The sequence below is a fragment of the Pseudomonas gorinensis genome, from assembly GCF_042015035.1.
Classification (GTDB): domain Bacteria; phylum Pseudomonadota; class Gammaproteobacteria; order Pseudomonadales; family Pseudomonadaceae; genus Aquipseudomonas; species Aquipseudomonas gorinensis.
Map to the genome: position 1 here is coordinate 2,870,674 of NZ_CP167125.1, position 15,178 is coordinate 2,885,851.

At 63.7% G+C, this 15,178-nt stretch carries 18 protein-coding genes; 5 read left to right on the top strand and 13 right to left on the bottom strand.

All coding sequences use genetic code 11. The features are described 5' to 3' along the window. Positions 1–48 precede the first annotated feature (48 nt). Genes AB7933_RS13205 through AB7933_RS13215 form a run of 3 tightly spaced genes read left to right on the top strand, consistent with a single transcriptional unit; the run spans position 49 to position 2,488 of the window. Entirely contained in the window at positions 49–1,119 is a 1,071-nt protein-coding gene (locus tag AB7933_RS13205) for an ATP-binding protein (protein WP_236646004.1), read from the top strand. Then, on the top strand, positions 1,088–1,747 hold the full coding sequence (locus tag AB7933_RS13210; RefSeq protein WP_024074692.1) for a response regulator: 660 nt from the start codon (positions 1,088–1,090) through the stop codon (positions 1,745–1,747). The genes AB7933_RS13205 and AB7933_RS13210 overlap by 32 nt, the downstream gene beginning before the upstream one ends. Beyond that, a complete protein-coding gene (locus AB7933_RS13215) occupies positions 1,748–2,488 on the top strand; it encodes a PAS domain-containing protein (RefSeq protein WP_024074693.1) in 741 nt (246 codons plus the stop codon). A 131-nt stretch (positions 2,489–2,619) separates the two neighbouring features. Here the strand turns inward: AB7933_RS13215 and AB7933_RS13220 are convergent, their stop codons facing one another. From AB7933_RS13220 to ribBA, 5 genes are all read right to left on the bottom strand, one after another. Beyond that, complete coding sequence (locus AB7933_RS13220) at positions 2,620–3,774, bottom strand: ABC transporter ATP-binding protein (RefSeq protein WP_024074694.1); 1,155 nt, start codon at positions 3,772–3,774, stop codon at positions 2,620–2,622. 17 nt (positions 3,775–3,791) lie between these two features. Beyond that, complete coding sequence (locus AB7933_RS13225) at positions 3,792–4,601, bottom strand: ABC transporter permease (protein ID WP_010567348.1); 810 nt, start codon at positions 4,599–4,601, stop codon at positions 3,792–3,794. A 6-nt stretch (positions 4,602–4,607) separates the two neighbouring features. Further along, positions 4,608–5,525: an ABC transporter permease gene (locus tag AB7933_RS13230; protein WP_024074695.1), complete on the bottom strand. Its 918-nt coding sequence runs from the start codon at positions 5,523–5,525 to the stop codon at positions 4,608–4,610. Continuing rightward, a complete protein-coding gene (locus AB7933_RS13235; protein WP_024074696.1) occupies positions 5,522–6,547 on the bottom strand; it encodes an ABC transporter substrate-binding protein in 1,026 nt (341 codons plus the stop codon). The genes AB7933_RS13230 and AB7933_RS13235 overlap by 4 nt, the downstream gene beginning before the upstream one ends. 225 nt (positions 6,548–6,772) lie before the next feature. Further along, positions 6,773–7,882, bottom strand: coding sequence for a bifunctional 3,4-dihydroxy-2-butanone-4-phosphate synthase/GTP cyclohydrolase II (gene ribBA / locus AB7933_RS13240; RefSeq protein WP_024074697.1), 1,110 nt, complete (start codon positions 7,880–7,882; stop codon positions 6,773–6,775). A 70-nt stretch (positions 7,883–7,952) separates the two neighbouring features. Here ribBA and AB7933_RS13245 point away from each other — a divergent pair, with 70 nt between their 5' ends. Further along, a complete protein-coding gene (locus tag AB7933_RS13245) occupies positions 7,953–8,246 on the top strand; it encodes a DUF1330 domain-containing protein (RefSeq protein WP_024074698.1) in 294 nt (97 codons plus the stop codon). Between the two features lie 320 nt (positions 8,247–8,566). Here the strand turns inward: AB7933_RS13245 and AB7933_RS13250 are convergent, their stop codons facing one another. The 8 genes from AB7933_RS13250 to AB7933_RS13285 form a co-directional block, all read right to left on the bottom strand. Then, positions 8,567–9,130, bottom strand: a complete 564-nt coding sequence (locus tag AB7933_RS13250; RefSeq protein WP_024074699.1) for an NUDIX hydrolase — start codon at positions 9,128–9,130, stop codon at positions 8,567–8,569. 2 nt (positions 9,131–9,132) lie between these two features. Further along, the gene (locus AB7933_RS13255; RefSeq protein WP_024074700.1) at positions 9,133–9,885 is read right to left on the bottom strand and encodes a GntR family transcriptional regulator; all 753 of its coding nucleotides are present in this window, start codon (positions 9,883–9,885) and stop codon (positions 9,133–9,135) included. A gap of 77 nt (positions 9,886–9,962) precedes the next feature. Further along, entirely contained in the window at positions 9,963–10,352 is a 390-nt protein-coding gene (locus tag AB7933_RS13260; RefSeq protein ID WP_024074701.1) for a carboxymuconolactone decarboxylase family protein, read from the bottom strand. Positions 10,353–10,365: 13 nt separating this feature from the next. Then, positions 10,366–10,851, bottom strand: coding sequence for a flavin reductase family protein (locus AB7933_RS13265; RefSeq protein ID WP_024074702.1), 486 nt, complete (start codon positions 10,849–10,851; stop codon positions 10,366–10,368). A gap of 12 nt (positions 10,852–10,863) precedes the next feature. Further along, positions 10,864–12,345 (bottom strand): aldehyde dehydrogenase, encoded by a 1,482-nt coding sequence (locus AB7933_RS13270; protein ID WP_024074703.1) that lies wholly within the window; start codon positions 12,343–12,345, stop codon positions 10,864–10,866. After that, the gene (locus tag AB7933_RS13275; protein WP_024074704.1) at positions 12,342–13,175 is read right to left on the bottom strand and encodes an alpha/beta fold hydrolase; all 834 of its coding nucleotides are present in this window, start codon (positions 13,173–13,175) and stop codon (positions 12,342–12,344) included. The genes AB7933_RS13270 and AB7933_RS13275 overlap by 4 nt, the downstream gene beginning before the upstream one ends. A gap of 44 nt (positions 13,176–13,219) precedes the next feature. Beyond that, entirely contained in the window at positions 13,220–13,810 is a 591-nt protein-coding gene (locus AB7933_RS13280) for an amino acid synthesis family protein (RefSeq protein WP_024074705.1), read from the bottom strand. A gap of 238 nt (positions 13,811–14,048) precedes the next feature. Then, positions 14,049–14,861, bottom strand: coding sequence for an AraC family transcriptional regulator (locus tag AB7933_RS13285; RefSeq protein ID WP_024074706.1), 813 nt, complete (start codon positions 14,859–14,861; stop codon positions 14,049–14,051). Positions 14,862–14,988: 127 nt separating this feature from the next. Between AB7933_RS13285 and AB7933_RS13290 the strand changes: the two genes are divergently transcribed. Next, entirely contained in the window at positions 14,989–15,177 is a 189-nt protein-coding gene (locus AB7933_RS13290) for a DUF1656 domain-containing protein (protein ID WP_041160899.1), read from the top strand. Position 15,178: the final 1 nt, after the last annotated feature.

Here is a 15,178-nt window from a genome sequence, read left to right on the forward strand (position 1 = left end):
CGAAGAGTGCGAATACGACCGCAATGGTGGCCGCTCTGGTTGGGGCCTGTGCGCCGCGAACAGGCGCGCAGCGTGCGCCGGCTGTTGGCCGGGTTGCCCCTGCACGCTGACGGTGCCTTGTCGGATTTCCTGGACCGTTTCGACGCACTGCTACCCCGCGCCAGGCTCAACCTGATCCTCGGCGGCGAAGACCTCAGCCCGACACGCCGCGCTTTGATCGAAGGCTGCCAGGACGCCGCGACCTGCCCCTGGCGCAATGCAGCTGTGGCGCAAACGCCCCAGGCCTGCGGCCCGTGCCGGCAACGCGGTGTGCATCGCCTGGTGTGCGCCTTGCCCGAGGGCCAGAAGGGCGTGTTGCTGCTCGACACGCCCAGGCGAGCCGGTGCCAGCTGGCGCCAGTTGTTGGAAGAGGCAGCGCAGGCCGTCGGCGTAACCGTGCGCCTGCGCGGCCACGCCCGTGAGCAGCAGCGCAAACAGGCGACCTCCCGCCACGGTGCCCTGGCCCGTGAGCTGCACGATTCGGTGGCGCAGCAGTTGGGTTACCTGTCGTTCCAGGCCCATGGGTTGCAGTCGCAGTTGGGCGCGCCAGCCCTGCACGACCTGTGTGCCGGCCTGAGCCAGTTGCAACGCCAGGTGCGCGAGCTGATCACCAGTGCGCGCCTGACCATGGACGGGCGCTCGCTGCGCCAGGCCCTGGCCGATTCGGTGGCGGAGTTCTCGCGGCGTTGCATCATCGTGTTCGAACTGGACAACCGCCTGCCGGACGATGCCCTGGGCCCGGAAACCGAATTGCAGGTCTTGCAGATCATTCGCGAGGCCCTGGCCAATGCCGTGCGCCATTCCCACGCGCGGCACGTGCGCATTGAGCTGCGCCAGACCCAGGACGGCGACGCTTCAGTGTCGGTGGAAGACGATGGCATCGGCCTGAGCCCGGCATCCGACGAACATAATCATTTCGGCCTGGCGATTATCCGCGAGCGCGCCGCCAGCCTCGGCGCGCGCCTGAGCATTGAAACGATCCGCCCGCACGGGGTGCGCGTGCACCTTGGCCTGCGCCGCCACCACGACCTGCCACAGGGGAGCCTCGATGGATTGCACGACCTTATTACTGATCGATGATCACCCATTGTTTCGCAAGGGCCTGGCGCAGTTGTTCGACGCCAGCGACGACTTTGAAGTGGTGGGGCAGGCAGCCAGTGGCCGTGAAGGCATTAACCTGGCCGTGAGCCTGACGCCGCAACAGGTCCTGCTCGACCTGCACATGCCCGGCCTCAGCGGTTTGCAGGTGCTGGATGAACTGCGCCAGTTGCGCCTGGAGTGTCAGGTGGTGGTGCTCACCGCCTCGATGGACCGCGCCGAGCTGCTCACCGCCTTGCGCCTGGGCGCCAGCGGCTATGTGCTCAAGGAAACCGAGCCCGAGGCGTTGCTGGCGTATATGCGCAACTGTCACAAGGGCGCGATCGTGCTGGACTCGACCCTGATTGCCTTGCTCGCCGACCAGGCCGAGCCTGCGCCGGCGTGTGAGGCCGCGGGCAGCGAAAACCTCACCGAACGCGAAGGCCAGACCCTGGCGCTGATCGCCGCCGGCATGAGCAATAAACAGATCGGCCGGGAATTGGGGATCAGCGACGGCACGGTGAAAATCTATGTGCGCAGCCTGTTGCAGAAGCTTGGCCTGCATTCACGGCTGGAGCTGGCGGCCTGGGTGCACAGCGGCGCCTTGATGAAACACGAGGAGCGCCATTAAATGAGGGATAGCCCTGAAGCGTTTGCGCCCCTGCCGATTGACCTGATGGATTGCTTTCCCGCCGCCTTATTGCAACTGCGCGACAACGGCCAGATCGCCCACTTCAACCTGGCCTGGGCCGAGCTGATGGGGCCGCCGGGTGCCGAGCGCAACCTGATGGACTATGTGCACCAGGAAGACCGCCCGCTGTGGCGCCAGGCCCTGAATGAACTGCGCCGCCGCCCCGAGACCTCGTTCAACCAGCGCCTGCGCTTCGTGCACCCCAGCGGCGAGCTGCGCTGGTTCGAGATCAGCCTCAAGCGCGGCCCCCAGGGGTTCTATCTGGTGGCCAGCGACATCACCGCGCATAAACGCCGTGAAATTGCCTTGCAGGCCAGCCAGCGCAGCAGCATGAGCCTGCTCGACAGCATGCCGGGGCTGATCTACCGCGGGCGCAACAACCGCGACTGGACCATGGAATTCGTCAGCGCCGGCTGCCTGGAGTTGACCGGCTACCCCGCCGAGCGCCTGGTGGACAACCATGAGTTCACCTACAACAGCCTGATCCTGGCGCAGGATGCCGACTACGTATGGCGCGAGGTGCAATATGCGCTGTCACGGCATGAGCCGTTCGAGCTCAATTACCAGATCCGCTGCGCCGACCGCTCGATCAAGCACGTGTGGGAGAAGGGCGTGGGGATTTATGCCGATACCCGCGAGGTGCTGGGGATCGAGGGGGCGATTTTCGAGCGCAAGCTTTAACGGGTAAACGCCGTTCAAATGTGGGAGGGGCGGTGCGACGATTCGACTTGCCCCCGATGGCGGAGTGTCAGTGAATGCATCTTTGGCTGACCCACAGCCATCGGGGGCAAGCCCCCTCCCACAAGGGTGACTCAGTGCGCGCCGGCGGCCTTGTTCAGGTCGCTTTCAGCCCATTCGGTATACACACACGCATCCGCCGTGGCCCAGCGCACGCGCACCGGGTCGCCGGCCTTGAGGGGCATGCCCGCGGCAGACAGCGCCTTGACCGTCATCGACGTGCCGCCGAGGGTTTTCACCGTGCAGGTCTGGCTTTCGCCGAGGAACAGCACTTCACCGACGATGGCCGACACTTCATTCCAACCGGCGGCCAAGGGCTGTGCGGTGGCCTGTTCGACGCTCAGCGCCAGGGCTTTTTCCGGGCGCACCATCAGCAGTACCTCCTGCTCGGTGTGCAACCCGCTGGTCAGGCGGATCGACAGGGATTGGCCTTCGAACGACGCCGCCGCATTGCCCTGGGCCTTGAGCTTGAGGAAGTTGGAGTTGCCCAGAAACGACGCGACGAAGGCGTTCGGCGGGTTCTGATAGAGGTCGAAGCCGCTGCCCAGGCCGACGATCTTGCCGTGGCTGAAAATCGCGATGCGCTGGGACAGGCGCATGGCTTCTTCCTGGTCGTGGGTCACGTAGACGATGGTGATGCCCAGGCGCCGGTGCAGTTGGCGCAGTTCGTCCTGCAGGTCTTCACGCAGCTTCTTGTCGAGGGCGCCGAGGGGTTCGTCCATCAGCAGGATGCGCGGCTCGTACACCAGCGCGCGGGCGATGGCGACCCGTTGCTGCTGGCCGCCGGACAGTTGCGAAGGGCGGCGATGCGCAAATTGCTCAAGCTGCACCAGCTTGAGCATGGCGTCGACGCGCTTCTCGCGTTCGGCGCTGGCCAGTTTGCGAATCGCCAGGGGGAAGGCGATGTTGTCGCGTACCGATAGGTGCGGGAACAGCGAGTAACGCTGGAACACCATGCCGATGTCGCGCTTGTGCGGCGGTACGTTGACCAGCGATTGGCCGCTCACCAGGATCTCGCCGCTGCTCGGTGTTTCAAAACCGGCGAGCATCGACAGCGTGGTGCTTTTGCCCGAGCCGCTGGAGCCGAGGAAGGTGAGGAATTCGCCGTCCTTGATATCCAGCGAAATGTTGTCGACGGCGGCAAATTCGCCGTAGTGCTTGTTCAGGTTGCGCAGGCTGACCAGGGGTTGGCCATGGCTTCGCGCGACATCGTTGATCACTGCACTCATGTTCTTCTCCTCGGCGCTCAGGCGCGGGTTTCGGTACGCCGGCGAACGGCGGCGGCAATCACCATGACCAGTACCGAGAGGCCGATCAGCAGCGTCGAAGCGACGGCGATCACAGGCGTCAGGTCCTGGCGCAGGGTGGTCCACATTTTCACGGGAAGGGTTTGAAGGGTCGGGCTGGCCATCATCACGCTGAGCACCACCTCGTCCCACGAGACCAGAAAGGCAAACAGCGCACCGGCCACCATTCCTGGGCGAATCGCCGGAAAGGTCACCTTGAACACCGCCTGCAAACGCGAGGCGCCGCAGATCACCGCCGCGTCTTCGATCGACTGGTCGAACAGCTTCAGCGAGTTGATGATCGAGATGATCGTGAACGGCAGCGCGACGATCACATGGCTGACCACAAAGGCGAACATCGTGCCGGTGTAGCCGAGCTTGAGGAACAGCGCGTACACCGCCACGGCGATGATCACCAGCGGCACGATCATCGGCAGCGTGAACAGGCCGTAGAGCAGCTCACGGCCGGGGAAACGCCCGCGCACCAGGGCAAACGCGGTGGGCAGGCCCAGGGCGACGGCGAACACGGTGGTCAGCACCGCCACCTTGAGGCTGGCCATCGCGGCATTCATCCAGTCGGCGTTGGAGAAGAACTGGCCATACCATTTCAGCGTCCAGCCCGGTGGCGGGAACACCAGCCATTGCGACGAGCCGAACGAGAGCAGCACGATGAACACGATCGGCAGCAGCAGGAACAGGCCGATCAAGCCGGTGGTGGTGTAGAGGCCCAAGCGCATTCTGCGGCTCATGGCATTGGGAGTCAGGAGCATGACGGCTTACCTCGCGTTGCTGGCGCCAACCGGGGATTCCGGCTGAAGCTTCAGGTAGAAGTAGAACAGCACCAGGGTGATGAAGATCAGCAACGCGGCGCCGGCACTGGCCAGGCCCCAATTGAGGAACGATTGCACCTGCTGGATGATGAACTCGGGCAGCATCATGTTCTGCGCACCGCCGAGCAGCGCCGGGGTGACGTAGTAACCGAGGGACATCACGAACACCATCAGGCCGCCGGAAAACAACCCCGGCCGGCACAGCGGCAGGAACACCCGGAAGAAGTTGGTCCACGGGCTCGCGCCGCAGATCGAGCCGGCCTGCAGGATCATCGGGTCGATGGCCTGCATGGTCGCCTGCAACGGCAGCACGATGAACGGGATCATGATGTAGCTCATGCCGATCACCACGCCGGTGAGGTTGTGCACCATCTCCAGCGGCTGATCGATGATGCCCATCGCCATCAGCGCCTTGTTGATCACCCCGGAGGCTTGCAGCAAGACCAGCCAGGAATAGGTGCGGGCGAGCAGGCTGGTCCACATCGATAGCAGCACGATGTTCAGGATCCAGCGCCCCCAGCCGCGCGGCACCAGGGTAATCGCCCAGGCCAGCGGGAAGCCCAGCAGCAGGCTGAACAGGGTCACCAGGCCCGCCACCGAAAAGGTGTTGAGCAGCACCCGTGCATAGGCCGAGTTGGCAAACAGTTGTTCATAGTTGCCCAGGCCCGGCACCGGCTCCAGCACGCCACGCAGCAGCAGGCCGATCAGCGGCGCCAGGAAGAACAGGCCGAGGAACAGCAGGGCCGGGATCAGGTTGCTCGACCCCCGCCAGCGCTGCGCCAGGGACGGCGCACCGGCCTTGGAGGAAACCGCGCCGGCAGCGCCGAGGGCGCTCCCGGTCGGTGTGGTTGCCGTCATTTTCATTTGACTAGCCATTCATTCCACCGTGTCGCAATGGCCGGACCGTTCTTGGCCCAGTAGGCGAAATCGAGGGTGATCTGATCCTTGACGTAGGCGGTCGGCAGGTTCGGCGCCAGCACCGAGTCGAGGCGCTGCACACTGTCGATGTTCACTGGAGCATAGGCGGTCAGGTTGGAAAAGTCGGCCTGGCCTTTGGCGCTGCTGGCACTGGCCAGGAACTTCATCGCGGCGGCTTTGTTCTTCGTGCCTTTAGGCACGACGAGGATGTCGGCCATCACCAGGTTCTGCTTCCAGCTCACGCCCACTGGCGCGCCGTCTTCCTGCAGGGCGTGGATGCGACCGTTCCAGAACTGGCCCATGCTGACTTCGCCGGAGGCCAGCAGCTGCTGCGACTGTGCACCGCCGCCCCACCAGACGATGTCTTTCTTGATGGTGTCGAGTTTCTTGAAGGCGCGGTCCAGGTCCAGCGGGTAGAGCTTGTCGGCCGGTACGCCGTCGGCGAGCAGGGCCAGTTCGAGCACGCCAGGGCTCGGCCATTTGTAGAGGGCGCGTTTGCCGGGGTAGGTCTTGGTGTCGAACAGCGCGGTCCAGTCCTGGGGCTTGCTGGCGCCGAGCTTGCCTTCGTTGTAGCCGAGCACGAAAGAGAAGAAGAACGAGCCCACGCCATGGTCGGAGACGAAGCGCGGGTCGATCTTGTCGCGCTGGATCACCGAGAAATCCAGGGGTTCGAGCAGGCCTTCGGCGGCGGCGCGCAAGGCGAAGTCGGCCTCTACATCCACCACGTCCCACTGCACGTTGCCGCTTTCGACCATGGCCTTGAGTTTGCCGTAGTCGGTGGGCCCATCCTGGACCACGGTAATGCCGCTGGCCTTGCTGAACGGGTCGGCCCAGGCCTGCTTCTGCGCATCCTGGGTGCTACCGCCCCAGCTCACGAAATTGATGCTTTCGGCCGCCAGGGCCGCGTGGGTGGCCGTCGCCAGTAAACCGGCAAACAGCACCGCGGTTGTACGTTTGTTCAACACCATGTTCACGCCCTCATTTGTTTTGTTATTGAGCGGGCTGGTAATGCCCGCCTATCGGGAGCAGTAGGTCAATCAGGGCCTCAGTCGGGGCCCCAAAAGGCGACCGTGCCAAGGGCTGTTATTGGTGCTATCCCTGGCGGGCGCACTTGGCGAAAGCGTTCGGTCTATGGAATATCATATTATGGTATTCCAAACTTTGTGCAAGCATTTTGCCTTACCGGTTATCCGTCATTCGGTGAAGGGAATGCTCTCGACCACCTCCAGGTCGTAGCCGGTCAGCCCGGCGTATTTGAGGGGCGGGCCGAGGTGACGCAGCTTGCCGACGCCGAGGTCCTGCAAGATCTGCGCCCCGGTACCCACTTCCGAATAGATGCGCGACTGCGAACGGTTGAACTGGCGTGGCGCCTGGGTGAGTTGTGGCACACGCTCCAGCAGCGCCTGGGACGACTCATGGTTGGCCAGCACCACCACCACGCCGCAGCCTTCGGCGGCGACGCGTTGCAACGCGGCCCACAGGGTCCAGTTGGACGGGCCGCTGTAGTCGGCGCCGACCAGGTCGCGCAGCGGGTCGATCACATGCACGCGCACCAGCGCAGGGGTATCGCGGCGCAACTGGCCCATGACCATTGCCATGTGCACGCCGCCGTCGATGCGGTCTTCGAAGGTGATCAGGCGGAACGTGCCATGCACCGTGGGCAAATCCCGTTCGCCAATGCGCACCACGGTACGCTCGGTGCTGAGGCGGTAGTGGATCAGGTCGGCGATGGTGCCGATCTTGATCCCATGTTTGCGCGCGAAAATTTCCAGGTCGGCGCGGCGCGCCATGGTGCCGTCGTCGTTCATCACTTCAACGATCACCGAGGCCGGTGTGTGCCCGGCCAGGCGCGCCAGGTCGCAGCCGGCTTCGGTGTGGCCGGCGCGGGTCAATACGCCGCCGTCCTTGGCGCGCAACGGGAAGATATGCCCCGGTTGCACGATGTCGGCGGGCCCGGCATTGACGTCAACGGCCGCCGCCACGGTGCGCGCGCGGTCAGCGGCAGAGATGCCGGTGGTCACGCCGCTGGCGGCTTCGATGGACACGGTGAACGCCGTACTGAACACGCTGCCATTGCTCGGCACCATCTGCTCGAGGCCCAGGCGCTGACAGTGTTCGTCGGTCAGGGTCAGGCAAATCAAGCCACGGGCTTCGCGAGCCATGAAACTGATAGTCTCGGCGGTGCAGCAGGCAGCGGGCAGCAACAGGTCGCCTTCGTTTTCCCGGTCTTCGTCGTCCACCAGGAGCACCATCTTGCCCTGGCGATAGTCTTCGATGATGTCTGCGATGCTGTTGAAGGGCATGTCAGTGTGCTCGTTTTGTTGGTTGTATGTATTATGGTATACCACAAAAACTCAACAAGAGGATGTCACGATGAAGGCTTACTGGATTGCCCATGTGGATGTGTCCGACGCAGAGCAGTACACGCAGTACACCCAACGCGCACCGGCAGCGTTTGCCAAGTTTGGCGGGCGGTTCCTGGCCAGGGGCGGGCGCAGCGAGGCGATGGAAGGCGGGCCGGCACGGCAGCGCAATGTGGTGATCGAGTTCGATAGCTACGAGCAGGCGGTGGCGTGCTACGAGTCTGCTGAATATCAGGAGGCGAAGGGGTACCGTGAAGGGGCGGGGGTGGCGCAGATCGTCATCGTGGAAGGGCTGGCACCTTAGGTCATCAGGCCAAACATAGGACCAAATGTGGGAGGGGGCTTGCCCCCGATGGCGGTGTGTCAGCCAACCTCTCTGCCAACCGTGCCACCGCCTTCGAAGCCTCGCTAAAGCTCGACATCTCCCACAGGGGATTGGTGGTATCCATGCGATCTACCGCCGGGCTGCTTTCTACCTGCCAACAGCGGGCCAGTGTGGGAGGGGGCTTGCCCCCGATGGCGGTGGGTCAGTCACCTTATTCAGCGGCTGACACACTGCTATCGGGGGCAAGTCGAATCGTCGCACCGCCCCTCCCACATTTGGTCCGGTGTTTGGCTGTGAGATCAGCGGATAAAGTGGATCTTGCCGCTGTCGTCATTGCCGATGTAGATGCCATACACCCCGGCCTGGCGTTCCTCGATATACCGTTCGAGGATCTGCCGGATCGCCGGGTAGTAGATGCTGTCCCAGGGAATGTCCTCGGGCGCGAAGAACCGGTAGTCGAGGGTTTCCGGGCCGAACTGGCCGGTGATTTCCAGCGCGATGGCGCGGAAGATGATGTACACCTCGCTGATCGTCGGCACGCTGAAGATCGAGTAGGGCGAGACGATTTCCGCGCGCACGCCGCTTTCTTCCCAGACTTCGCGCAACGCGGCTTGTTCAGTGGTCTCGCCGCCTTCCATGAAGCCGGCCGGTAGGGTCCAGGTGCCGGGACGGGGCGGGATCGCCCGTTGGCACAGCAGGTATTTGCCGTCCTGCTCGATGATGCAGCCGGCGATGATCTTGGGGTTGATGTAGTGGATATAGCCGCAACCCCGGCACATCAGGCGCTCATGCGTATCGCCCGGTGGCAACTGGCGACCGAGGTCACTGCCGCCGCATTTCGGGCAATAGCTTGGGCTGAACATGGTCAGTGGCCTATGCGCGGTTCTTTGAGCGCGATGGGCAGGGTGATCTCTGGAATCTTGCCGGTCTCTTCCTGCTTGCGCTTGAGGTAATCCAGGGCCACGGCAGCGGCTGCGCGCACGTGATCGACACAGGCTTGGTGCGCCGCGAGCGGGTCGCCGCTCTTGATTGCCTGGACCATGCGTTCCATTTCCTGGTTACTGGCGCCGCGGCGGTTTTCCTGGGACACCGAGGTGGCGCGCAGGTAGCTGATACGCGCCTGCAACTGGCGCAGTTGCGTGGCCGCCACGTGGTTGCCGGAGCCTTCGAGCAAGACGTCGTAGAAGCCTTGCACCGAGTCGATCACCTGTTGCAGTTCGCCGTCCTTGAGGGCCTTGCGGTTCTCCTCCAGGGCTTTTTCCAGGGCCTTGATGTCCTTGGCCTTGGCGCGCAGGGTGAACAACTGCACGATCAAGCCTTCGAGCACGCAGCGCAGTTCATAGATGTCGACCGCGTCGGCCAGGGTGATGATCGCGACCTGCGGGCCTTTGGCATCGGCAAACTCCACCAGGCCCTCGGACTCCAGGTGACGCAGGGCTTCGCGCACCGACGTGCGGCTGACGCCCAGGCGATCACACAGGTCGCGTTCTACCAGGCGGTCGCCCGGCAGGAGCTGGAAGTTCATGATGGCGCTGCGCAGTTTCTCCAGCACGATTTCGCGCAGGGTGACCGGGTTGTGATTGACCTTGAAGCTGTCGTCGAGTGGCAGGCGTTTCATGGGGTCTGCTCTGAAGGTGGCTGTCCCTGCAAAACGAGCACCGGCAGCGGTGCTCGATCGATCAAAACAGCCAAGGGTTAACGGGTGGCCTCTGCATCGGCTTCGGCGAAAGCTTCCCGGGCCAGCCGGAAGCTGTCCACGGCGGCGGGAACCCCGCAATAAATGCCGACCTGAAGCAGAATTTCGCGTATTTGTTCACGACTCAGCCCGTTACGCAAGGCGCCACGTACATGCAGCTTGAGCTCGTGAGGTCGATTGAGGGCCGAAATCATTGCCAAGTTTATCATGCTGCGTTCTTTAAGCGACAAACCCTCACGGCCCCACACATGGCCCCAGCAGTACTCGGTGACCATCTCCTGCAAGGGCCGGGTGAAATCGTCGGCATTCTCGAGGGAGCGCTGCACATAGGCTTCGCCCAGCACCTGGGTGCGGATTTTCAGGCCCTGCTCATATTTGTCGTTGCTCATCGTACTGTGCTCCTCAGGCCAGGGTGGGCAGCGGGCCCAGCTTGCCTTTGTGGTAGATCATCGGCGTGACCGGTTGCGCGGGCAGGATCAGGTTCTTCACTGCGCCGACGATGATCGCATGATCACCGCCATCGTATTCGCGCCACAACTCACACTCGATGATCGCCGTGGCCTTGGCCAGCAACGGGTTGCCCAGGTCGCTGAGGTGCCACTCGATGCCCTTGGCCTTTTCCTTGCCCTTGCTGGCGAAGGCATAGGCTTCGGCGGTTTGGTCGGCCGACAGCAAGTGAATCGCAAAGCGCTTGCTGTCGCGCAGCACCGGGTAGGTGTCCGAGGCGTAGTTGGGGCAGAACAGCACCAGGGCCGGGTCGATCGACAGCGCACTGAACGCGCTGGCGGTAATGCCCACGATGCCGCCGTCCGGGTCCAGGGTGGTGACCACCGTGACGCCGGAGGGGAACGAGCTCATGACGTCTTTGTAAATGCCGGGTTCGATCATGGTCGGGGTCTCTTAACGCATCACAAAAGGATCAGGCATGGGTGCCTGGGAGAGGTTGATCCACACCGTCTTCAGCTCGGTGTAGGCCAGCACCGAATCGATGCCGCTTTCGCGTCCGTAGCCGCTGTTCTTGAAGCCGCCGATGGGCGCCATGGCCGAGACGGCGCGGTAGGTGTTGACCCAGATGATCCCCGAGCGCACGTCCCGGGCCAGGCGGTGGGCGCGGCCCAGGTCGCGGGTCCAGATGCCGGCGGCGAGGCCGAACTGCGAGTCGTTGGCGATCGCCAGGGCTTCGGCTTCGTCCTTGAAGCGGATCACCGAGGCCACCGGGCCGAAGACTTCTTCCTGCATGATCTTCATCGAGTTGCGGTCGCACTCGAACAGGGTCGGCTCATAGAACCAGCCGGCCCCCAGGTTCTGCGGGCGCTTGCCGCCGGTGCGCAGGCGCGCGCCTTCGGCGATGGCGTCGGCCACCAGGCCCTCGACCACGGCCAGTTGCTGCGCAGTGGCCATGGGGCCCATCTCGCTGGCATCTTCCTGGGGGTTGCCGATGCGAATGCGCTGGGCGCGCTCCACCAGGCGCTCGACGAATTCGTCGTAGATCTCGTCCTGTACCAGCAGGCGCGAACCGGAGACGCAGCTCTGCCCGGAGGCGGCGTAGATCCCGGCAATCGCGCCGTTGATGGCGCTGTCGAGGTCGGCGTCGGCAAAGATGATATTCGGTGATTTACCGCCCAGCTCCAGCGATAACTTGGCGAAGTTCTCGGCACTGCTGCGCACCACATGGCGCGCCGTGGCTGCACCGCCGGTAAAGGCGATCTTGCGCACCAGCGGATGGCGGGTGAGGGCGGCCCCGGTGCTTGGGCCGTAGCCGGTCACCACGTTGACCACGCCCGGCGGAATCCCGGCTTCAAGGGCCAGGCGCGCGAGTTCGAGGATGGTCGCCGAGGCATGTTCCGACGGCTTGATCACGATGGTGTTGCCCGCCGCCAGGGCCGGCGCCAGCTTGATCGCCGTGAGGTACAGCGGGCTGTTCCAGGGAATGATCGCGGCGACCACGCCCATGGGTTCATGCACGGTGTAGGCAAACAGGTCGGGCTTGTCCAGGGGCAGGGTGCCGCCTTCGAGTTTGTCGGCCAGGCCTGCGGTGTAATGGAAGAACTCCGGCAGGTAACTGACCTGGCCACGGGTCTCGCGGATCAGCTTGCCGTTGTCGCGGCTTTCCAGCTGCGCCAGGCGTTCCTTGTTGTCGGCGATCAGGTCACCCAGGCGGCGCAGCAGTTTGCCCCGCGCGGTGGCGGTGAGGCCGCGCCAGGCCGGGCTGTCGAAGGCCTGTTGCGCAGCCTGCACCGCGCGTTCCACGTCGGCTTCATCGGCATCGGGCAACTGTGCCCAAGGTTCGGCCAGAGCCGGGTTGAGGCTGTCAAAGGTCTTGCCGGACAAGGCATCGACCCATTCTGCGCCGATGCACATCTGGAAGCGTTCAAGCGTCATGCCACGATCCCCTTTATCGGGTGTTGTTGGGAGTGCGCCGTCTGGAGGAAGTCCAGCAGCAGCTGGTTGACCAGGCGCGGCGATTCAACCGGCATCATATGCCGTTGCTCGGGCAATACCGCCACGGTTGCGCCGGGAATACGCTCCGCCAATTGGCGGGCCATCTGCGGTGTCGAGCCGGGGTCCAGCTCGCCGGTGGCCACCAGGGTCGGCACCTGGATGCTGCCCAGGTCGTCGGCGCGGTACATGTCCTGGGTCGCGAACAGCTCGTAGGTGGTCAGGTAGCCCTGGGGGTCGTTACCGGCCAGGGTCTGGCGCAACGCGGCGATCTGCGCCGGGTTGGCCGCCTGGTATTCACGGCTGAACCAGCGCGAGAGGGCCGCTTCGGCATTGGCATCCGGCCCATGCTCGGCGGCCTGGGCGGTGCGCGCAATCACCCCGGCGCGCTGTTCGGGGCTGCGGTTGAACACGCTGTTGAGCACTACCAGGCTGTTGAGGCGTTCCGGGTAGTGCAGGGCAAAGGCGCGCGCCACCAGGCCGCCCATTGAGAAACCGATCACCGTCGCCAGGGGCAATTGCAGGTGATCGAGCAGCTCCAGCAGTTGGTCGGCATAACCGAGCAGCGGTGTGCCGCTGTCCGGGCGCGGGCTGGCGCCATGGCCGAGCATGTCATAGGTGATCACGCGGTAATGGGTGGCCAGGCCAACCACCTGGCCGCCCCACATCTCTTTATTCAGGCCCACGCCGTGGATCAAAACCACAGGCTGGCCTTGGCCGGTCGCCAGGTAACTGGTGCCAGCCGGGGTACGTTCAGCGGTGAGCCGAATCATGGAGCGCTCCTGCATGCCTTTTTTGTTGGAGTGACGGTCTTGGCTTACTGGGTTTTTTCCGCCGCCAGCTCTTCGAGGTCGATGTAACGGTTGCCGATGCGCGGGTGCAGGCGGCCACCGTCTGCGCAGCCCAGCACCACCACGATTTCATCGGCGCGCGGCGCGTCTTCGATCTGCATTTCCAGGGTGATGTAGTGCGAGCGCAGGCCTTCGTCGTCCTTGTGCATCATCGGGATCTGGATCGACGTGCCCGGGCCACCGCGTTTGTTGGTGAAGCTCAGGTAGCTCTTGGCCTTGACCGCTTCGCGATAGTGGTTGCCGAAGCGCAGGGTATGGATGATCGCCGACGCGTGTTCGATCTCGCCGTCAGCCCCGACCACGGCGGCCTTGCCGTAGGCTTCGATCTTCTGCGCGCCACCAATGATGCCCACCAGGCGCTCTACCATCAGTGCACCGAGGTCCGAGCAGTTGGCACGGATCTCCGGTTTCAGGTCTTCGACAAACCCGCGACCCAGCCAGGGGTTTTTCAACACGACCGCCAGGCCAACCATGGTGACGGGAGTGTCAGAGGCCTTGCCGCCTTCAATAAAGGTTTCTTCTACGTAGCTGACGATCTTGCGGATTTCGAAACTCATGAGCTGCTCCGTCGGGTGTGAGTGGGTCCGTGTATGATGGTATACCATAATACCTTAAGTGCAAGAGCCAGCGATGGGCCGTCGATAAATACCGCGACAAAAGGTCAGGTGGTACACCTTTTCAGGGGGGGGCGAGGCGTGTGCTCGGGACGCCTGGCTCAGCAGGGCGAGGGAGCGCCAATGAGCGCGGACCGTCCAGCGATGATCACTGGGCTTGCGGGTGGGCTGGAGGCGTGCGTCAGGGCTGCGCGCGCGAGGCCGGCATGGCCGTGGCGCGGATATAACGTGCCGGCGACGTGCCCAGGGTCTTGCGGAACATGCTGATGAATGAGCTGACCGACTCATAGCCAAGCGCTTCAGCGGTGTGCTGTACCGACTCGCCTTCGGCCAGGTTTTGCAGCGCTACGATAATTTGCCATTGCTTGCGCCACTGACCGAAGGTCAGCCCGGTTTCACGTTTGACCAGGCGGGCCAGGGAGCGCTCGCTCATGGCCACTTGGCGCGCCCACTGGGCCATGGTGCAGCGGTTGGACGGGTCCTGGGCCAACCCGCGCGCGATCACGCGCAACTGCGCCGTCGCGGGCAGCGGCAGGTACAACTGTTCCGTCGGGGCAAGTTCCAGCTGTTCGAGCAGCACACTGGCCAAGCGCGCGTTGGCACACGCTGGCGGGTAGTCCTGGGCCTGGGCGCTGAGGTGCAGGATCAGCTCCAGGATCAGCGGCGACAGCACCAACGTACAGCACTGTTGCGGTAGCGCCGCCGCGCCGGGCTCCACAAAAACAAAGCCGACTTTACCGTTGGCCGTGACCCGGTTGCTGTGGGCCACGCCACCCGGAATCCACACGCCGAACCCTGACGGCACCATCCACACCCCATCCTCCACCGTGCACACGATGCCGCCGTGATAAGCCACTACCAGCTGGCCTTTGCGGTGGGTGTGTACGGGAAACTCGGTGTCGTTGCGCTGGGCGCCCAGCATTAATGCCACGGCAGGTTGGTCGAGGCGATCGAGTTCGAACTGTTCAATCGTGGCGTGATTTGTCTCGTGCATGCCCCATCACCGCAACTTGGCTGAATTTGATTATATTCTGGCAGCATACTCAATATCGGCAAAGGTGCGTATTACCTAACATCGTCAGCAAGGCCATCGCGTTGATGGTCGACGGCGAGACCCACCGATGCTCAGCGAAATCACGATTGCCAACCTCTATATCCCGCCTTTGCTGGTTTACCTGGGGGTTTCAGCCCTGGTCTACGGGCTGCTGGAACGCACCATCCGCCGCTGGCTGGAGTGGGCCTGGCACCCGAGCCTGGCGCGTTTTTTTGTCTCGCTCATCATCCTTTCGACGTTAGTCCTGATGGTCTAAG